General features: G+C 66.1%; 15 protein-coding genes. 10 read left to right on the top strand and 5 right to left on the bottom strand.

The genetic code is table 11. From position 1 onward, the window contains the following. Positions 1–8: 8 nt before the first annotated feature. The 7 genes from L288_RS38255 (at position 9) to L288_RS38225 (ending at position 9,516) form a co-directional block, all read left to right on the top strand. The gene (locus L288_RS38255; protein WP_021239438.1) at positions 9–1,115 is read left to right on the top strand and encodes a sigma-54 interaction domain-containing protein; all 1,107 of its coding nucleotides are present in this window, start codon (positions 9–11) and stop codon (positions 1,113–1,115) included. A 209-nt stretch (positions 1,116–1,324) separates the two neighbouring features. Beyond that, the gene (locus tag L288_RS38250; RefSeq protein WP_041208607.1) at positions 1,325–2,440 is read left to right on the top strand and encodes an ABC transporter substrate-binding protein; all 1,116 of its coding nucleotides are present in this window, start codon (positions 1,325–1,327) and stop codon (positions 2,438–2,440) included. Between the two features lie 11 nt (positions 2,441–2,451). Then, positions 2,452–3,195: a class II aldolase/adducin family protein gene (locus L288_RS38245; protein WP_021239436.1), complete on the top strand. Its 744-nt coding sequence runs from the start codon at positions 2,452–2,454 to the stop codon at positions 3,193–3,195. 151 nt (positions 3,196–3,346) lie between these two features. Beyond that, the gene (locus L288_RS38240) at positions 3,347–4,705 is read left to right on the top strand and encodes an LLM class flavin-dependent oxidoreductase (RefSeq protein ID WP_021239435.1); all 1,359 of its coding nucleotides are present in this window, start codon (positions 3,347–3,349) and stop codon (positions 4,703–4,705) included. Between the two features lie 56 nt (positions 4,706–4,761). Next, positions 4,762–5,820: an ABC transporter substrate-binding protein gene (locus L288_RS38235; protein ID WP_021239434.1), complete on the top strand. Its 1,059-nt coding sequence runs from the start codon at positions 4,762–4,764 to the stop codon at positions 5,818–5,820. Between the two features lie 56 nt (positions 5,821–5,876). Further along, the gene (locus tag L288_RS38230) at positions 5,877–7,643 is read left to right on the top strand and encodes an ABC transporter ATP-binding protein (RefSeq protein ID WP_021239433.1); all 1,767 of its coding nucleotides are present in this window, start codon (positions 5,877–5,879) and stop codon (positions 7,641–7,643) included. A gap of 4 nt (positions 7,644–7,647) precedes the next feature. Continuing rightward, entirely contained in the window at positions 7,648–9,516 is a 1,869-nt protein-coding gene (locus L288_RS38225) for an ABC transporter ATP-binding protein (protein WP_021239432.1), read from the top strand. 17 nt (positions 9,517–9,533) lie between these two features. Here L288_RS38225 and L288_RS44155 read toward each other — a convergent pair whose 3' ends face one another. The 5 genes from L288_RS44155 to L288_RS38205 form a co-directional block, all read right to left on the bottom strand. Then, positions 9,534–9,659: a hypothetical protein gene (locus tag L288_RS44155; protein WP_269077989.1), complete on the bottom strand. Its 126-nt coding sequence runs from the start codon at positions 9,657–9,659 to the stop codon at positions 9,534–9,536. Positions 9,660–9,670: 11 nt separating this feature from the next. Next, on the bottom strand, positions 9,671–11,098 hold the full coding sequence (locus L288_RS38220; protein ID WP_021239430.1) for an efflux transporter outer membrane subunit: 1,428 nt from the start codon (positions 11,096–11,098) through the stop codon (positions 9,671–9,673). Next, positions 11,091–14,135: an efflux RND transporter permease subunit gene (locus L288_RS38215; protein ID WP_021239429.1), complete on the bottom strand. Its 3,045-nt coding sequence runs from the start codon at positions 14,133–14,135 to the stop codon at positions 11,091–11,093. The genes L288_RS38220 and L288_RS38215 overlap by 8 nt, the downstream gene beginning before the upstream one ends. Before the next feature lie 4 nt (positions 14,136–14,139). Continuing rightward, on the bottom strand, positions 14,140–15,243 hold the full coding sequence (locus L288_RS38210) for an efflux RND transporter periplasmic adaptor subunit (protein ID WP_021239428.1): 1,104 nt from the start codon (positions 15,241–15,243) through the stop codon (positions 14,140–14,142). A 102-nt stretch (positions 15,244–15,345) separates the two neighbouring features. Continuing rightward, a complete protein-coding gene (locus L288_RS38205; RefSeq protein WP_021239427.1) occupies positions 15,346–16,422 on the bottom strand; it encodes a helix-turn-helix domain-containing protein in 1,077 nt (358 codons plus the stop codon). A gap of 153 nt (positions 16,423–16,575) precedes the next feature. Between L288_RS38205 and L288_RS38200 the strand changes: the two genes are divergently transcribed. The 3 genes from L288_RS38200 (at position 16,576) to L288_RS38190 (ending at position 19,170) form a co-directional block, all read left to right on the top strand. Then, complete coding sequence (locus tag L288_RS38200) at positions 16,576–17,184, top strand: TetR/AcrR family transcriptional regulator (RefSeq protein ID WP_021239426.1); 609 nt, start codon at positions 16,576–16,578, stop codon at positions 17,182–17,184. Between the two features lie 343 nt (positions 17,185–17,527). Next, positions 17,528–17,923: a hypothetical protein gene (locus L288_RS38195; RefSeq protein WP_021239425.1), complete on the top strand. Its 396-nt coding sequence runs from the start codon at positions 17,528–17,530 to the stop codon at positions 17,921–17,923. Continuing rightward, complete coding sequence (locus L288_RS38190) at positions 17,920–19,170, top strand: efflux RND transporter periplasmic adaptor subunit (RefSeq protein ID WP_021239424.1); 1,251 nt, start codon at positions 17,920–17,922, stop codon at positions 19,168–19,170. The genes L288_RS38195 and L288_RS38190 overlap by 4 nt, the downstream gene beginning before the upstream one ends. Positions 19,171–19,320: the final 150 nt, after the last annotated feature.

Here is a 19,320-nt window from a genome sequence, read left to right as displayed (position 1 = left end):
GAGGAAGCATGAACAACGGTTCGCACAGCCGCGCCGAAGACAGGGCGCAGGTCGGTCTGGTATCGGCAACCAATGGCGATGGCCGTCCCTTGCTGGCCTATGACAGCGACCGGCATCATGCCGTTGGCCCCCGCGCCCGCGCGCTGATATTCAACGATCCCCGTTCTCGCGCCCTGCTGCCGCTGATCGAGCGGATCGCGCCGAGCGACGCCAATGTGCTGATCATGGGGGAAACCGGCACGGGCAAGGAACTGGTCGCCCGCTATGTGCACAGCCTCAGCAACCGGGCGCATACGCCCTTCGTCGCGGTCAATTGCGGCGCCTTTTCCGAATCCCTGATCGAAGGGGAACTGTTCGGTTACGAAAAGGGCGCCTTCACCGGCGCCAATGTCGCGCGGCCTGGCTGGTTCGAAGCCGCCAATGGCGGGACGCTCTTTCTGGACGAGCTTGGCGACCTGTCGCTGCCCCTGCAAGTAAAGCTGCTTCGCGTGCTGCAAGAGCGGGAAGTCGTGCGCCTGGGATCGCGCAAGGCGGTGCCGCTCAACGTCCGCGTGATCGCCGCGACCAATGTAGAATTGCAGCAGGCGGTGAACGAAGGGCGCTTCCGTTCGGACCTGTTCTACCGCCTGCAAGTGGTCGCCATTCCGCTGCTGCCGTTGCGGGAACGGCGCGCGGACATCCTGCCGCTCGCCCGCCATTTCCTCGAAATCTACGGGACCCGCACGGGCGCGAACCGGCTGGAATTGAGCGCGGCGGCAGAGGAAGCGTTGTTCCAGCATGGCTGGCCCGGCAATATCCGCGAGCTGGAAAATGCGATCCATCGCGCCACGCTGATCTGCGAGGATGGCCGCATCCTGCCTGCCGATCTGGGATTGAGCGACCTTGGCGATCCGGGCGAACCGGCTGCTGACCCCGCTTCTCTGGAGGAAGCGGTCCGGCCCTTCATCGCCCGGCTGCTGAAGGGCGGCCATGACCAGTTGCTCGACCGGCTGGTGGCCTTCACGGTGACCGAAGCTTTCCGCCAATGCGGTGAAAATCAGATCAAGACGGCGGAGGCGCTGGGCATCACCCGCAATGTAGTGCGCACGCATCTGAAGAATCTGGATTTGATCTAGGCGTTAAATCCCCGATCCTCCCCATACCGCAGGTGCAGGGAGGATCGATGACAGCGGCCCGCCCACGCTGAAAAACCAACAGCCCTGCTGCTCAATATGCCGCACTCCATCGCGCGCCACTCCCTCTAAACCCGCGCATATCCGCCATTTCCGCGATTGGCACGGCTCTTGCGATTTTCTCCGGGCAACCAAATGGAGAGATGCGCGCCGTGCCGACTTCAGCCAACCCCGCCCCTGTAACAGCCAGCAAGCCGGATGAGATCTGGTTCACCCGCTGCCCCGTGCCCACCGCCACCGGCATCGCCTACAAGCTGGGCTGGCTGAGCGAAAGTTTCGAGGCGGACGGCATCGCGCTCAAGACCTTGCAGGAATCCGGGTCCGAACTTGGCCGCCACCATTATGACCACCGCCTGCCGACGCTGATACGCGAGGGCGGCAACATGCTGGCCATCGCCGCGCGGGCGCAGGGGGAACCAACCAGGCTGGTCGGCCTGACCTGGATCGAGGAAAGCCAGCTGATCCTCGCCCGGCCGGACTCGGGCATCCGTTCCGCCGCTGATCTCAAGGGCAAGCGGCTGGCGCTCCCCGGCTGGAGTCACAATGACATCCCCAGCCACGTGCGCGGCACCAGCATCGCGCGCGGCATGTCGCTGGCGGGATATAAGGGCGCGCTGGCATCGGCCGGACTGACCTTGGACGATGTGGACCTGATCGAAACGCCCGACCGGCTGCGCAACATCGGCGGCAGCGGGCGCGACCTGCAACCGCGCGGGCAGGGTCAGCGCAGCGGCGTCGGCCGCCTCTGGCCGATCGAGGCGCTGGTGGAGGGCAAGGTCGATGCCATCTATGTGAAGGGCGCCGCCGCACTGGATCAGGCGCGTGAAAATGGCCTTGTCGTCGCGATCGACCTTGATGCCCTGCCGGACCGGCGTTTCCGCGTGAATAATGGCACCCCCCGCCCCATCACGGTCCACCAGAGCCTGATCGACGATCATTTCGATCTGCTGGTCCGCTTCCTTGCCGTGACGCTGCGCGCGGCGGATTGGGTGGCGGAGCAGCCTGACCGGCTGCGCGACATCCTGGCCTATGAGACGGAAGGCAGCGCCGGGGCGGTCGACCAGGCCTATGCCCGCCTGCACGAAGGACTGCATCCCACGCTCGACGCGGAACGGCTCTCCCTGTTCGAGCAGCAGAAGAAGTTCCTCTTCACCCACGGCTTCCTCGACGCGGATTTCGCCCTTTCCGGCTGGATCGACCCGCGCCCGCTGGAAGCCGCCCGCGCCCTCAATGAACAGCGTCCCCAACTGGCCGCACTCTCCGCCTGAAAGGAAAGATCATGTCTGACGTCAACGGACTTTCGAAAGATGCCATCGCCTTCGTGCTGGAAACGGAGAAGGACGCGCGCCGCGCCTTCCGCCTGCTGCGCGACAGCCGGACCATTTCAGCCAGCGGAACCCTGTTCTTCGCCGTCCGGGTGCCTGATGAAGAGAAGATCATCACACTGAACTATGCCGGGCTGTGGGAAGACGACCCGGATCAGGCCGTCACCAGCGTCATCGGCTTCGATGGCACGCTTTATTGGGGCAACGCTCCGGGCGGCGCGGCGCGCTACCTGAAAATCTTCAGGAAATATCCTGATTTCAAGGCGATCAGCCACGTCCACACGCCGCATCTGGGCGCTTATTCGCAGGCGCATTCGGAACTGCCGCTGCTCTACGTGCCCAACCGCCGCTTCCGCTTCACCGCGCAACTGCCCGTGTACATCAACCGCCGCCAGCCCGAACCCGACTTCATCCTCGATTCCATCGAGAAGGATCGCGAGGTGCCCGGCATTGTAGAGGCCAATGGCGGCGCGACGATCTGGAGCTGGAAGGGCCTGCGCGACCTCACCAACAATATCGTGCTGCTGGAGGAAGGCGCGCAGTTCCAGATATTGGGCCAGGCGCTTGGCGGTTCCAAGCCCTTCGGCCCCGGCGTGCTGGAGCAGCAATGGAAGATGGGCAAGCTGGTGCCGCCCGATGCGCGCGTCGACGATGACGGCACGATCCACCTGCGGGAAACCGCGCAGGCTGCCGAGTAGGCAAAGGCGCCGGACCTGCTCTCATTCCGTTCGTCCTGAGCCTGTCGAAGCCGCTCCCAGTAAAAAGGCTTCGACAGGCTCAGCCCGAACGGAGGTCAGACAGTGCCATGCACAGCATAATACCCAACGCCAGACAAAACCGGAGCATCCCATGTCCCAGAAGAAGCGCCAGCTCGCGCTCGCCGTATTCCTCACGCGCCACGGCCATCATCCCGGCGCATGGCGTCAGCCGGGCACCGCAGACACCGGCAAGCCGGATTTCCGCTATTGGGCGAACCTCGTCCACACCGCCGAGCGGGGCAAGCTGGACGCGGCCTTCTTCGCCGACTTCGTGGGCCAGAGCGGCGACAGCACCAGGGGGATCGAGCGGCGCCACGCCTTCCTCGATTTCGAACCGCTGACCGCGACCGCCGCGCTCGCCAGCATCACCAGCCATATCGGCCTGGTCGCGACGGTGAACACCAATTTCGAACAGCCCTATGCCCTCGCCCGCCGCTTCGCCTCGCTCGATCATATCAGCGGCGGGCGGATCGGCTGGAACATCGTGTCTTCGCTGGCGGACGGCGCGGCCAGGAGCTTCGGCATCGACCAGCCCGCCAGCCACGCCGAACGCTATGCCCGCGCCCATGATTTCGTGGAGCTGGCCAAGGCGCTGTGGAACAGCTGGGAAGACGACGCCTTTGAAGGCGCGGACAAGGAAAGCGGCGTCTACCTGAACGCCGATGCGGTGCATCCCGTCCATTATCGCGGGCCTTATTATCATATCGACAGCGTGCTGGACATGCCGCGCCCGGTTCAGGGCTATCCGGTCTTCGCGCAGGCGGGCAATTCGGAAGTCGGCCGCGATTTCGCCGCCCGCCATGCCGAGATGATCTATGCCGCCGCCCAGTTCATCGAGGATGCGCAGGCATTCTACAAGGATGTGAAAGCCCGCGTCGCTGGCTACGGCCGCGATCCCGATACGTTGAAGGTCATGCCTGGCCTTTCCTTCACCATCGGCTCCAGCCTTCAGGAGGCGCAGGACAAGTTCGGCGCGCTGGAGGAGAAGGTGGATTTTTCCGGCGACCTCAACCTCATGGGCCAGGATGTCAGCGCCTATCCGCTCGACGGGCCGCTGCCTGACCTGCCGGAGCCGGAAAACGGCAAGGGCCGCTGGCGGCAGCTCACCGCCTTGGCCCGGCGCGAGAATCTCACCATCCGCCAGCTTTTCCTGCGCTTCAATGCCGTGCGCGGGCATCGGGTGGTGCTGGGCACGCCCGGCGACATCGCCGACCAGATCCAGGACTGGTTCGAGCGTGATGCCGCCGATGGCTTCAACCTCATCCCGCCGCTGCTGCCGAGTTCGCTGGAGGATTTCGTGGACCTGGTGGTTCCCGAACTTCAACGGCGCGGCCTGTTCCGCACCGAATATGAAGGCGCGACCCTGCGCGAACATCTGAACCTGCCGCGCCCGGAAAATCCCAATGCACGAACAGCCCCGGCCGAGGCCATTCTGGAGTCTGCCGCTTAGCATCGCCGTGGCTCCCGCCTCCGCAGGAGCGCCTTGCACTGAAAAGGAGTGCCTTCATGTCCAACACCCTCGATACCCTCTGGTACACTCGCTGCCCCGTCCCGACCGGCCTTGGCATCGCCATTCAGCAAGGCTGGCTGGAAGAAGCCTTCCGCGCTCAGGGCACACGCCTTTCCTCGCTCCTCGAATCCAGCGATTTCGCCAAGCGGGAGTCGCATTTCTCCCACACCGTCCAGAACAGCGTCCGCCACGGCGGCAATATTCCTGCGATCAGCGCGCGGGCGCGGGGCCGCGACACGCGCGTCATCGGCCTGTCCTGGGCGGACGAAACGCAGTTGATCCTCGCCAGCCCGGAATCTGGCATCACCTCCGTCCGTGACCTGAAAGGACGGCGCTTCGGCCTGCCAAACTGGAAGAATGTGGAGATCGACTTCAGCCGCGCCCAGGCCATTCGCGGCCTTGAAAATGCGCTGCGGCTGGAGGGGCTGGAAGTATCCGATGTCGAACTGGTCGATCAGGATATCGAAACCCACTACAGCGATGGCCAGGCGCAGACCGTCGGCGGCATGCTCGCCTGGAACGGGCGCAGCACCAGCCGGGCGCGCGCCAATAATCTGGAGCTGATCGCCCTGCTGCGCGGCGAGGTCGACGCGATCTTCCTCAAGGGCGCAAGCGGCGCGCAGATCGCGCATCAGTTCGGGCTGACGACCGTCATCGACACCGGCATCCATCCCGATCCGCTGGTGCGCGCCAATAATGGCACGCCGCGCACTCTGGCGGTGGACGGCCATCTGATCGACAATCATTTCGATGCCGCCGTCACCATTGCCGAACAGGTGCTGCGCGCCGAACATTGGGCGCAATCCCACCCATCCGAAGTACGCCGCTATCTGGCCCGCGAAACCAACAGCAGCGAATATTGGGTGAGCATCGCCTATGGCGAGGATGCCCATACGAAGCTGAAGACCGGCCTCGCCGAACAGTCGATCGTGGCGCTCCAGGACTTCACCGACTTCCTGCACCGCTGGAACTTCATCCCGCAAAGCTTCGACGTGCGCCAATGGATCGACCCGCGCCCGCTGGAAGCCGCGCAGCCGCTCGCGCTGGCCAGCTGACGCAGCCCGTGGGGAAGAGGGCCGTGGGGGAGAGGGCCGTGGGGGAGAGCGGACTATTGCAACGCAGCCCGCTGCTGCGCTGCCTTGCCATCTATGGCGAGATGCCGGGCCGGTTCCTGTTGACCGCCGTCCTGCTGGCGGCGATCAATATCGCGCTGGTCGGGCAACAGGTGCTGGTCGGCCATGCGGTGCAGGAAGCGCAGCATGGCAAACTGGTCGTCGCGGGGCCTGACGGGCTTGACTATCATCGCGCCTGGTTCTGGGTCGTATTGCTCATCGGACTCTCCCTCGCGCGCGCGGCGGTGCAATATGGCGCGGGGCTCCTCTCCCTTTCCATCGGCCAGCGGCTGCTGACGATATTGCGGGCGCGCATTCTTGTGCAGATCCAGCGGCTCGACCTTGCCTATCACTGGCGGCACGGCGTCGGCGAGATGGTGACGCGGATGACCCGCGACGCCGACAAGGTGCGCGACGCGCTCATCAACTTCTGGCGGCAGATTTTCGAAACCGGGCTGATCGTCGCCATCTCGCTTGGCCTGCTCTGCGTCTATTCCCCCTGGCTGGCGCTGGTTCCCGCGCTGCTGCTGGCACTGGGCATCGCGCTCCTCTGGTCAGAGGCGGACACGCTGGTCGCGCTCGACCGGCGGATCGGCGACGCCTATGACGCAGTGACGCAGGACCTGTCCGAAGGCGTGAACGGCGTCCGCGTCATCAAGGCCTTTTCGCTCGGCGAAGCGCGGGCGGAGCGTTTCCGTGCCCATGTCGATCTGTTCCGCGCGGAAGCCAAGGCGGCGATCCGCCATGCCTCCCGCCGCGTGCCTCTGCCCCAGACGATCATCGCGCTGTCCCATGCCTGGGTGCTGGGCTTTGGCGCATGGATGGTGGCGCAAGGGATGCTGGGCGTGGGCGCGCTGGTCGCGGCCATGCTGGTGGTCAACACGCTCGTGCTGCGGATAGAGGGGATTGGCCGCCTGTTGCAGGTCATCGCCGACGCCCGCGCTTCGGCCGCGCGCATCTGGGAAGTGCTGGACGCAGAGCCGGTGATCCGGTCAGGGGCAAAGCCGCTGCCTTCCGGCCCATTGGGCGTCCGTCTGCGCAACCTGTCCGCATCGCCGCTGGGCGATGGCGCGGCGGTTCTGCGCGATCTTGGCCTGACGGTGCGGCCAGGGGAAATCGTCGCGCTGGTTGGCGCAACCGGATCGGGCAAGAGCATCCTCACCGCCCTGCTCCCCCGGCTGGTCGAGGTGGACGGCGGCGCGGTAGAAATCGGATCGGACGAAAGCGGATGGCAGGATATTCGCGAGTTGGACCTGCGCGAACTGCGCCGCCGGGTGCATGTGCTGCCGCAGGAAAATTTCCTCTTTTCCGATACGCTCGCGGCCAATCTGCGGCTGTGCGCGCCCGATGCGACGGAAGCGGAGCTGCGCGCGGCGCTGGACCATGCCGCGGCCGGAGAGTTGCTCGACCGCCTGAGCGAAGGGCTGGACACGCGGGTCGGCGACCGGGGCGCCACCCTGTCGGGCGGACAGCGGCAGCGTGTCTGCCTCGCCCGCGCGCTGCTTGCCGATGCGGACATTTTGGTGCTGGACGACGCCACCAGCGCGCTCGACGCGCGGACGGAGCGCCGGGCGATCGACAATATCCGCAGCCTGCGCGGCGGACGCGCCCGGCCGCTGACGATGCTGATCGTCGCCAGCCGCCTGTCCACCGCCCTGATCGCCGACCGGGTTGCGGTGCTGGCCGGTGGACGGATCGTCGCGGAAGGAGCCCATGCCGAACTTGTCGAGCAGAGCGCTCATTATCGCGCGCTGATGGGACTGTAGGACGATGAACGGCTTTCGTGGCGACAGCGCCCTTTCCGATATCGAACTGGAGGAAACGCTTTCCAAAAGATCGCTGAACCAGAGCGTCGTATCAAGGCTGCTGCCCCTGATCGCGCCGGTGTGGCGGCCGATCGCGGCGGTGATCGGAATCGAACTGGTGCAAGTGCTGGCGATCTTCGCCCGGCCGCTGCTGATCGGGCTCGTCATCGACCGGGGGTTGAGGCAGGCGGGCGTCGACGCGCCGCTGATCGCCTGGGCCTGCGCCGGGCTGGCCGCGACCTGGGGCATTCGTTTCGCCCTCGGCGGCCTGTCGCAATATTGCGCGGGGTTGGCGGCGATCCGCGTCCTCAACGATCTGCGCACGCGCGTCTTCGCCCATGTCCAGCGTCTCAGCGTCGGTTATTTCGACCGGACCAAGGCAGGGCGCATCATCGCGCGCGCCGACCGCGACCTCGATACGCTGGAGCCGCTGCTGATCCAGGGGCCGCCCGAATTTCTGTCGGCCGTGCTGCGGCTCTGCCTGTCCGGCTTCCTCCTGTGGCTGATCGCTCCGGCGCTGCTCGCGGGGCTGGCGGCGGTGGTGCCGGTGCTGGTCGCCGCAACCTTCCTGTTCAAGCGGGTCGCGCAGCGCAGCTGGGCCAGCGTCGCTGAAAACCGCAGCCGCTTCACCGCCCATCTGGTCGAAACGGTCGCCGCCGTCCGCCTGATCAAGCAATCCGGGCGGGATCGCGAGAACCTCGCCAAATATCAGGGCCTGCTGGAAGACTTCAATTCTTCGCTCATCTTCGGTTCAGTGCGTTCGGGCTGGTTCGCGCCCTTCACCGGCCTGCTGACCACCGCCGGGCTGGCGCTGACGCTGGTGGTGGGCGGCCGGGGGCTGGCGCTGGGCACGCTGACCCTGGGCGAACTCACGCAAAGCCTATTCTACGTCTTCCTCTTCCTCGCTCCGCTCCAGGAATTCAGCGACCTCTTCGAACGCTTCGCCAACGGCACGGCCTGCGCCCAGCGCATCTTCCTGCTGCTGGATACCGAGCCGGAAATTGCCGACGCCCCTGACGCCCTGATCCCGCCCCTGGTGGAGGGGCGCATAGAGTTTCGCGATGTCAGCTTCGGCTATCGCCCCGGCCAGCCTGTCATCAGGGGCCTCAGCCTCACCATCGAGCCGGGCGAGGTGCTGGCGATCGTGGGACCGACAGGCCATGGCAAGAGCACGCTCGTGCAACTGCTCACCCGCTTCTATGATGTTGATGAAGGCGCGGTGCTGCTGGACGGACAGGACATCAGGAGCTTTGCCGAACGGAGCCTGCGCAGCCATATCGGCGTCGTGCTCCAGGACAATGTGCTGTTCGGCGGCACCGTGCTCGACAATTTGCGGCTCGCCCGGCCCGATGCGTCCGACGAGCATCTCGTCACGGCATCGGAGCATATCGGCGCTCATGACGTGCTGAGCGCCCTGCCCCATGGCTATGCGACGCAGGTAGGGCCGCTGGGCAGCCAGCTCAGCCAGGGACAGCGGCAATTGGTCTGTCTTGTCCGCGCCTATCTGGCCGACCCGTCCGTGCTGGTGCTGGACGAAGCGACGTCGGCCGTCGACGTCAGCACCGAGCGCCGCATCCAGCAGGCCCTGCGCGTGCTGTGCGAAGGCCGCACCGCGCTGATCATCGCTCACCGCCTGGAAACCATCCGTTCGGCGCACCGGATCGCCGTCATCGAAAACGGGCAGGTGGCCGAAATCGGGAACCACGCCGCACTGATCGCCCGGGGCGGCCATTATGCCGCGCTCCATGCCAGCTACGAGCAGGCGGCGGGGCTTGACCGGACGAATGCGGCACCGGGCGAACCGCTACCGGCTATAGCGAATGCAGCATCATGAGCGCTCAGCCGCCCCGCTCAACGCAGGCTGAAATAGTGGATGCGGTTGCTGAACCTGCGGCCTGCCCGCGAGGCGGGACGGACGGTGGTCAGGATGGAAAGCGGCGGCCTGAAACCTGCGATGCTGCCGATTAGAACACTCACGAAATAGCGCCTCATCGCCCCAATGCCCGGTAAAGCTGGACATGGGCGAGAAGGACGGCGGTGCGCTGCCTTTGCGCCTGGATTTCGGCCTCGATGGCGGCGGCCTGCGCGTCGAGGAGCGGCAGCAGGCCGGTCTCTCCCCGGCGTGCGCGGAGATCGCTCGTTTTGGCGATGACCGCGCGGGCATCGCGTTCGGCCTTGCCCAGTTCCAGTTGATCGTTCAGCGCGCGCAGGCTGGACAGCGCGTCTTCCACCTCCTGCCATGCCGCGACGACGGTTGCGCGATAGGCGAGCGCCGCGCTGCGCTGTTCGGATTTCCGAAGGTCGAGCGTGCGCTGGAGACGTCCGCCGCTGAAGATCGGCAGCGAGATCGCGCCGCCGATGCTGGTGTTGCGGGAGTCCCAGCCCAGATCCTTGAGGCTGAGCGCGTCAAGGCTGAACAGGCCGCTCAGGCTGATGGCAGGATAGAAGTCCGCCTTCGCCGCGCCAACCAGCGCGGTCGCGGCGTGAAGCCGCGCTTCGGCGGCGAGGATATCGGGGCGGCTGCGCACCATCTGCGAAGGCAAGCTGCTGGGAGGAGGCCCCAGCGCTGGCTCATCATCATGGATGTCCAGAATGTCGAGCGGGGCGTCCGGGCGGCCCTCGACCAGCACGGCCAGGGCGCGGCGCAGGCGGTCGCGCTGCTCCTGAAGGCTGCTCTCATTCCCACGCGCCGTCCTGACGCGCGATTCCCGTTCGATGACATCCGCCCGCGATGCCAGTCCGCGCGCCTCAAGGGCCTTGAGCGCGGCCGCCGCCCGCTCCGCCAGGGCAAGGCTCCGCCTGGCCTGCATGAGTTCGCGGACCGCCTGCCGCCACTGGAAATAAGTGCGGGCGATTTCGGCCTGCACCGAAAGCCGCATGCCATCGGCATCGGCCTGGCTTTCCGCGACCTGCGCTCCGGCTGCTTCGCGCCTGCGGCGTATGCGGCCCCACAGGTCGATTTCCCACGACGCGCTGCCGCCAATCCCCACCATGTCGAAATCAACGCCCTTCGGCGCATCGCCATCGCCCTTCTCCAGTCCCAGGAGCGGGCGTGCGAAGTCGGCGATACCGGCCGTTCCCACCCGGTTGCGGCTGTAATTGCCCTGCGCGGTCAGGCTGGGCGCGCCTTCGGCCCCGGCCACCCCATATTGGGCCTGGGCGGCGGCGATCCTTTCCACGGCCTGCCGGATGTCGAGATTGTTCACCACCCCCCGCGCCTCCAATGCATCGAGCGCACGATCCTCGAAACCATGCCACCATGCGGCGGCCACCGGCTTCACCGGCCCCTGCGCGCCCGCAAAGGTGGCGGGCAGGTCCGGCGCCGGACGCACGAAGTCCGGCCCGACCGTGCAGGCGGACAGCAGGAGTGCGAGGATCATCGCGCTGGTGCGGGGCAGGCATGTCCGGTCAGTCATGGCCGATATCCTCCGATGAACCTGCGCGGGGCGTGAAGACGAGGGCGTAAAGCGCGGGCAAGGCCAGCAGCGTCAGCAATGTGGCCCCCGCCAATCCGCCGATCATGACGATCGCCATTGGTCCCCAGAATATGTTGAAGCTCAAGGGAATGAACGCCAGCACGGCCGCGAGCGCGGTGAGGACGACCGGGCGGGACCGGCTGATCGTGGCGTCAAGCAGCGCAGCGTTCAGGCTTGCCCCGCCCGCCTGATTGACCTGGACCTGATCGACCAGGATGATCGAGTTGCGCATGATCATGCCCGCCAGCGCGATAAGGCCGAGCAGCGCCACGAAGCCGAAGGGCGCACCGGTGACGAGCAGCGCCGCGACCGCGCCGATCAGCCCCAGCGGCGCTGTGGCCAGCACCAGCAGCACATGGCGGATGCTCTGGAGCTGGATCATGAGCAGCAGCAGCATGACCGCGGACGCGACAGGCAGAAGGTCGACGATGGCCTTGTTCGCCTTGGCCGAAAGTTCCTCGTCACCGCCGATTTCGATGCGATAGCCGGGCGGCAGCGCCTGCGCGATGCGGTCGATGCGCGGCTTGGCGCGGGCGAGGATCTGCGACGCCTGGACATTGCCCGCCATATCGGCCTGCACCGTCATCACCGGTTCGCCATTGCGGGTCCAGAGGATCGGCTGTTCCTGCGCAATCGAAACGCGGCCAAGCTGGCCAAGGGGCGCGGAACCCTGCGCAGTGGTGACGGCGACGTCCTCCAGCCGGGCGGGGTCCGTGCGATCGGGCTGCGCGCCGCGCAGCAGGATGGCGGCGCGCTTGTTGCCGTCCAGCACTTCGCCCGCCTGCATGCCCGAAAGGACGATGTTCACATCATCCGCCATGCCGGTGCGATCGCCGCCGATATGCCCCAGCCGGGCCGCATCGAACCGCACGATCGCGGCGGGCGATGGCAGCCCCCAGTTCACCTGAACGGCGGTCGCGTCCTGCGTGGTGCGAAGCACGTCCGCGATCTCGCCAGAAATGGCGCGGAGCCGCTCCACATCCGGCCCGGCGACGCGATATTGCACGGGAAAGCCAAGGCTGGGGCCCAGCGAGAGCCGCCGGGGATGGAGGTGGGCGTCGGGCGTGACGCGCAGTCTGCCGATCTTTTCGACCAGCCGCTCGCGCGCAGCCAGATCCCGTGCGACGATCATCACCGTGGCGGTGGCCGGATTGGGAAGCTGCGGACCGAATGGAAGATAGAAGCGCGGCACGCCATCGCCGATATAGCTGTTGAGCGAGGCGATGTCGCGATCGCGCGCGAGGCCCTTTTCGATCTGGGCCACGGCAGCGCTGGTCGCGCCGATCGACGATCCGGGCCGCATCGCGATGTCGACGATCAGTTCGGGACGGTCCGATGCCGGGAAGAATTGCTGACGCACGAGGAGCGCGCCCGCGAGGCTGACCGCCAGCAGCCCGGCGGTCCCCGCGACGATCAGGCCACGCCGCGCGATGCACCATGACACGGTCGCGCGCAGCCTGCGGTAGACGGGGCGGTCATAAAGGTCGTGGCTTTCCGGCTTGTCCGGCATGGGCAGCAGCTTGACGCCAAGATAAGGCGTGAAGACCACGGCAACGATCCAACTGACCAGCAGGGCCGCGCCCGTCACCCAGAAGATGCCGCCCGCATATTCGCTGGTGGTCGACCGTGCGAGGCCGGCGGGCAGGAACCCGGCGACGGTGAGGAGCGTGCCGGTCAGCATCGGAAAGGCCGTGTGGGTCCAGGCATAGGCCGCCGCGTCCATGCGGCTGGCCCCCTTTTCCAATTGCACGGCCATCGCCTCGACACTGATGATCGCGTCGTCCACCAGCAGCCCCAGCGACAGGATCAGCGCACCCAGCGATATGCGTTCAAGGCCGATGCCAGCCACGCCCATGAACAGGGCGACGATCGCGAGCGTCAGGGGCACCGACAATGCGACGACGATGCCGGTCCGCAGCCCCAGCGTCAGAAAGGCGACGATGAGCACCACGGTCAGGGCCGCGAAGAATTTGACGAGGAAGGTGTCGACCGCTTCCCTGATCGTCACGCTTTGATCCTCGACCTGCGACAGCATCATGCCTGCCGGAAGCTGGCTGCGCAGTTGATCCGCCTGCGCACGCAGCGCCTTGCCGAAGGCGAGGCCGTCCGCGCCCGGCCGCATGGCGACGGACAGCGAGACGGCGGGCTGTCCCTGATGGCGGACGAGCATGGGCGGCGGATCGGCATAGCCCCGGCTGACGGTGGCGATATCGCCGACCCGGACGGCGCCGCCGGGCGTTGCGACCATCGTGTTTTCCACCGCTCCCGCGCCATCGGCCTCTCCGGCAATGCGGACGGGCACGCGGAGCGGGAGTTGATAGGTCCCCGCTGGCGTCACCATATTCCGGCGGGAGAGCGCCCGCGCCACCTGCCCCGGCGTGATGCCCATCCCGGCGAGCCGGGCGGGATCGAAGGCGACGACAATCTGCCGCGGCACTTCTCCCGCGATCTGCACCTTTCCAGCGCCGGGGATGCGCAGGAAAGACCTGCGCATATGTTCGGCCTGCTGGACGAGCCGCGCATTTTCAGCGCCGGTCAGAAGAAAGACATAGCCATAGACATCGGAATATTCATCGTTCGCGCTCAACGCCACGCCATCGGGCAGGCTGGGCCGCAGGTCCGACAGTTCACGCCGCACCTGTTGCCATATCTCCGGCACGCGCGCGGGCGGCGCGCCATCGAACAGGGACAGGGTGAGCACGCACGCCCCATCGACGCAGTAGGTCTGGATGGTCTCGATTGATTCGGTCGCGCGGAGCTTGCGTTCCAGCGGATCGGCGACCTGCGCCTGCATCTGCGCGGCGCTCGCGCCCGGCCAGCTTGCCGAAACGATCATGTCCTTGAGCGTGAAGCCGGGATCTTCCGCCCGGCCGAGGTGAAGGAACTGAACCGCGCCCGCCACGAACAGCAGCGCGACGAGGAAGCCGACCAGCGCGGGATGTCCGGTCGCCCAGCGGGACAGGTTGAAGCGCGACATTCGTTCAGCGCCCTTCCAGCATCTCGACAACCGTCACGGCCTGACCCGGACGAAGCCCGTGCGTTCCGCTGGCAACGATGGGCGTGCCGTCCTTCAGCCCGGCGACGATGGCATCCTCGCCGCGCAATGCGATGATGCGGACCGGCTGGGGACGGACATGGCGTCCATCGCCGGTCAGTGCCCAGACATTGGCGCCCTTCCCCGCATCCGCCACGCTGCCCAAAGCGGTAAGGGGCACGCGCATTCGCGTTCCTTCCGGGGCGTCCGCGATGGTGACGGTCGCGCTGCTGCCGAACGGCACGGCGGGCGCTGTGGCGGGCAGGGTGAACCATGCCTTGCGCATCCGCAGCGCGTCGCCTTGCGGACTGATGGCGCGCAACCGCCCCGCGACCGTTCCGGGACGGTTCCAGAATGTGATCGCAGCGGTCGCTCCGGGTTTCAGCATGACATCTTCCGGCACCCGCAATTCCACTTCGGACGCGCCGGTCGCGATGCGGACGACGGCCATCCCCGCGCTGACGACAGTGCCGGGTTCCGCGACGATTTCCGTGATCACGCCATCGGCTGGGGCAAGCAGCAGCCCCTCATCGGCCGTCGCCCTTGCCTGGCGCAGCCGCGCCTGCGCTGCCATCAGCCTGGCTCTGGCTGCGTCGGCGGCGAAGCGGCGCTGGCTGACATCTCCAGCGGCGACAGTGCCGTCGCTGCCCAGTCCCCTGACGCGGGCGGCTGCATCCTCCGCCTGCCGCAGATCGGCGCGGGCGCTCGCCTCTTCACCCAGCGCCTGATCCGCCGCAGCTTCGGCTTCCGGCTGGGCCAGACGGGCGATGACCTCGCCTGCGGCAACGATCTGCCCCACCTGAACCCTCAGGGCAGCCACGCGTCCACCCTGACGGAAAGCGAGATCGACCGAGCGCCTGGGGCGAACGACCGCATCGAAGCTGCGGCTCTCTCCGCTATCGCTGACCGCCGGGCGGATCGCTTCCACAAGGGCCGTGTCGGCGGAACGGGTCTGCGCCTGTTCGCCCGGCGAGCAGGCAGGCAGCAGGACGAGCAGCGCGAGGAGAAGGAAAGGACTGGTCGCGATGCAAGCGCGAGGCGGATGAGTCATGAAAGGCGGGTGTCCGGTCTGTTGGGCCGGGGACCGGCTTCACCCATTCATGCTGCCTTGGCCTTGCGATCTCGAAATCGACAGGTCGAATTTCGAAATCGATCAGCTCGCCACCCGCATCCTCTGCTTGAAATCGCGCGGCGTTTCCCCGGCGGCGGCCTTGAAGGCGCGATTGAATGCGGGCAGACTGCCGAAGCCCGCATCCATCGCGATGGTCAGGATGGGCACGTCCGTCTGCGCCGGGTCGGCAAGCGCCGCGCGCACCTCCTCGATCCGTTTCGCGTTGAGATAGGCGTTGAAATTGCGAAACCCCATCCCGCCGTTGATCAGCCGCCGCAGCCGGTGTTCGGCGGTGCCCAGCCGGACCGCAAGCTGCCCTATCGTCAGTTCGGGATCGCGATACAGCCGGTCATGCTCCATGATCTGGTCCAGCCGGTGTTTCAGCACGGGATCGACAAGCTCCTCCTCCGGCGAGGACGGCTTTGCCTCCGGCCGCGCCGGGGCGATCCCCGGCCTTGCGGGATGCGGAAAGGTTTCCGGGTGCGCGAGGCCGAACAGCGCGCTGTCGAGGCCGAGGGTGAGAAGGAACAGCACCGCCGCATCGGCCAGGGAAAGCCATGGCAGGGGCGTGGCGAACCGGCTCGCCGCCTCGCTCCACAGCGACCAGACGATCGTCAGCGCGACGGCGATGACGAACAGCAGCCGCACGCGGCAGCGCGGCTCGACCAGATCGGACGCGCGGTCCCGCCAGGCGAGCCACAGCGCATGGACAGCAAGCATGGTCCCAAGGCCGTAGACGATGGCGTCGCTCGCCCCCGGATCGCCCGGCCGGTGTTTCGCCTGATGCTGCACGAGGACCGCGGCGACGAACGCGATCGCGACGGCTCCATCAATGCCGCCCGGCCGGTAATCATCGTCGAACCAGGCGCGGGCGAACAGCCAGAACAGCGGGATCACAAGCGCCGAACAAAGTTTGATGAACCAGTCGAGCGGCAGGAGTCCCTGGATCACCGGCACGCCTTCCAGCACGAAGGCGACGGTGCACAGCATCAGCATCATGCCAAGCCGGGATGCATAGGATACAGGCGCGCGGCACAGCATGATCGCCCCCAGCAGCAGGAGCCCGATGCTTCCCCCGCGCAGGCAGATATCGATGAAGACGGTATTCGCCTCGACCATTGTTCCTCATTCCGTGGCAGCATGCGCTGGCCGACCGATAGGGGATATGCGGGCGAAGAGGGAAGAATATTGATGATGGCAGCCGCGTCATGAAGAAGCAGCGGCTTTCATCGCCCTTGAGCTATCCGCAGGAATATCTATATACTGACCGGTATGAAAAACGCTTCCGCCCCTGTCAGAGGCCGTCCGCGCGAATTTGATCCAGACAAGGCGCTTGCCGCCGCGCTGGAGATATTCTGGCGGCGCGGTTATGAGGGCGCGTCGCTCGCCGAACTGACCGAGGCGATGGGCATCACCAAGCCCAGCCTTTACGCCTGTTTCGGCAACAAGGAATCGCTGTTCCGCAAGGCGCTCGACCTCTATGAGCGGGATAAGCTCTGTTATGTGAAATCAGCGTTGGAAGCGCCGACGGCCAAGGAAGTGGCGGAACGGCTGCTGCGGGGCGCGCTCGCCATGCAGTGCGGCAGCACAGATCCCAAGGGGTGCATGGGCGTCATCAGCTCGGTCGCCAATACCTCGCATGCCGAATGCATTCGCGAAGAGATTTTGGCGCGCCGCGCATCGTCCGACCGTGCGCTTGTCGAACGGTTCGAACGCGCGAAGGAGGAAGGCGATCTGCCCCCCGGTGTCGAACCGCGAGCACTTGCCCTTTATCTTTCGACGATCCTCCAGGGCATCGCCGTGCAGGCCGGTTCCGGCGTGGCGGAGGGCCGCTTGACCCAGCTTGTGGATACGACCCTCGCCATGTGGCCCAGTGCGTAATATCAGTGCAATTTCTGCCTTCTAATAAAAAAAGACCGGTCGGTACATAAAGCTACTTGACGCGCTATTGCCCTAGATTTATATACCGTCTGGTAATTTATTCGACATGCTCTTGGTCAGGAGGTCGAATGCAAGACAGGGGTTGCCGTCAATAGCGGCGCAGGCACGGCCGTTCGGAGAGGAAGGCCGTTCCTTTTCATCATCAAGAGACGCTGATCGTCCTGGCGCAACCATGCGAGGGGCGCGCAGGGGTTATTCATCTATCCGCGAAAGGCAGTGACTTTGCGGCGCGTTCCTTCGCGCGCCCCAGCTCTGCTGCCTTCCCAAAACAGGGGACGAGATCATGGTCTATCGTTCAGACATATTCCTGGCCGAAGGCGGCACCGGGGGGACGCTTTACAGCCCGGCGGCGAAGGCCGAAGCGGCCACCTTTTCTCCCTTGGAATGGCAGGTCGTGCAGCTTGCCCGGCAGGACAGCCTGGCGACGCTGCGGGAACCGGGCCGCTGGACCCGGCTGCAAAGGCTGATCTTCGGGCAAAAGCCCGACCCACGGCTTGCCGACAAGCGGTTGGAAGCACTGCGGCAGATCGCCGTCGAAGCCTGGCACCGCAGCTATGACGTCCATTCGCGCCGCATATCCGCCTTCCGGTCCGCAGGGTTCAGCGACGCTCATCTCGAACGGCTGCTTGCCGCCATCGCCGCGATGCGCGGCAGCCCGAAGGTCAGGAGTTTCGCATGAACATGCACAAGTCCATCGACGCCGACAGCAGCAACGCGGTGTCTTCCCCCCTCCTCCGGCCACGCAAGCGTCATGCCGCAATCGCAGGGATTGCGCTTGTGGTGCTGGGCGGCATTGGGTGGAAAGTGATCGATCGTCCCCAGGCTCAGGCCGCACCGTCGGCGCTCGCAGTGGTGGGGGTCGCTGCGCCGCTCAGCCGCGCGGTCACGCAATGGGATGATTATGTCGGGCGGTTCGCGCCGAGCCAAACGGTCGATATCCGCCCGCGCGTATCGGGTTCGGTGACGGCGATCCATTTCCGGGACGGTGACTATGTGAAGGCGGGGCAGTTGCTGTTCACCATCGACCAGCGCCCCTTCCTGGCGGCTCTTGCGGAAGCCCGCGCCAATAGCGCCAGCGCCCGCAGCACGCTGCTGTTGGCGCAGAATGACTATAAGCGGGTTCAGCGCCTGACAGGCGACGAAGCGGTTTCGGCCAGCGAAGTCGATGCGCTGCGGTCGCGGCTGCAAGCCGCTCAGGCGGCGTTGGCGGCGGCACAGGCGCGCGAGCGCCAGCGGGCGCTGGAGGTGGAGTTCACTCAGGTGCGCGCGCCCATTTCGGGGCGTGTGTCGGACCGGCGCGTCGATATCGGCAATCTAGTGTCCGGCGCGGAAGGCGCAGGCGCGACCTTGCTGACCACCATCAACAAGCTTGATCCCATCTATTTCAACTTCGACGCGTCCGAAGCGCTGTATCTCAAGTCCCAGCGGGACAAGGACGGCGCTGGCGCGGTCGAGGTGCGGTTGCAGGATGAGGCCGATTATCGCCACAAGGGCCGTCTGGATTTTACCGACAACGGACTTGATCCCCGGTCCGGCACGATCCGCATTCGCGCGGTGTTCGCCAATCCCGGCATGTTCCTGACGCCCGGCATGTTCGGCAACATGCGCCTCGCCAATGGCGGCAAGGTGAATGCGCTGCTAATCCCCGATGAGGCGGTGCAATCGGATCAGGCGCGCAAGACGGTGCTGGTCGTCGGCAAGGATGACAGCGTTTCCGCCAAGCCGGTGGAGCTTGGGCCTGTGGTGGATGGGCTGCGGATCATCCGGTCGGGCTTGTCGCCCAGTGATCGCGTGGTTGTGAGCAATCTTCAATCGGCGGTGCCGGGTGGGAAGGTTGCTACGCGGGCTGTGGCGATCAAGGCGGTGGCTGCGCCGGTGGGGGCTGGTGAGAGTGTGGTGCCGGCTGCTTCGCAGGCGACTTTCTAGTTAACTTTAAGCCCTCCCCTTCAGGGGAGGGTTGGGTGGGGGCCCTCCCCCTGCGCCGCACCATCCGGCGAGCCCCCACCCCCTTTCCCTCCCCTGAGGGGGAGGGGCTAAAAATGACAGTTCCCGCGATCCCCGGACCGCGCACCCTTT

The sequence above is a fragment of the Sphingobium quisquiliarum P25 genome (genome assembly GCF_000445065.1).
In the GTDB taxonomy this organism is placed as follows: domain Bacteria; phylum Pseudomonadota; class Alphaproteobacteria; order Sphingomonadales; family Sphingomonadaceae; genus Sphingobium; species Sphingobium quisquiliarum.
This window is presented reverse-complemented; position numbering and strand designations above follow the sequence as displayed.

Coding starts and splice junctions, on each gene's coding strand:
- L288_RS38220 (WP_021239430.1), bottom strand. CDS start 11,098: ATGACTGACCGGACATGCCTGCCCCGCACCAGCGCGATGATCCTCGCA.
- L288_RS38190 (WP_021239424.1), top strand. CDS start 17,920: ATGAACATGCACAAGTCCATCGACGCCGACAGCAGCAACGCGGTGTCT.
- L288_RS38210 (WP_021239428.1), bottom strand. CDS start 15,243: ATGACTCATCCGCCTCGCGCTTGCATCGCGACCAGTCCTTTCCTTCTC.
- L288_RS38205 (WP_021239427.1), bottom strand. CDS start 16,422: ATGGTCGAGGCGAATACCGTCTTCATCGATATCTGCCTGCGCGGGGGA.
- L288_RS38240 (WP_021239435.1), top strand. CDS start 3,347: ATGTCCCAGAAGAAGCGCCAGCTCGCGCTCGCCGTATTCCTCACGCGC.
- L288_RS38255 (WP_021239438.1), top strand. CDS start 9: ATGAACAACGGTTCGCACAGCCGCGCCGAAGACAGGGCGCAGGTCGGT.
- L288_RS38235 (WP_021239434.1), top strand. CDS start 4,762: ATGTCCAACACCCTCGATACCCTCTGGTACACTCGCTGCCCCGTCCCG.
- L288_RS38195 (WP_021239425.1), top strand. CDS start 17,528: ATGGTCTATCGTTCAGACATATTCCTGGCCGAAGGCGGCACCGGGGGG.
- L288_RS38200 (WP_021239426.1), top strand. CDS start 16,576: ATGAAAAACGCTTCCGCCCCTGTCAGAGGCCGTCCGCGCGAATTTGAT.
- L288_RS38225 (WP_021239432.1), top strand. CDS start 7,648: ATGAACGGCTTTCGTGGCGACAGCGCCCTTTCCGATATCGAACTGGAG.
- L288_RS38245 (WP_021239436.1), top strand. CDS start 2,452: ATGTCTGACGTCAACGGACTTTCGAAAGATGCCATCGCCTTCGTGCTG.
- L288_RS38215 (WP_021239429.1), bottom strand. CDS start 14,135: ATGTCGCGCTTCAACCTGTCCCGCTGGGCGACCGGACATCCCGCGCTG.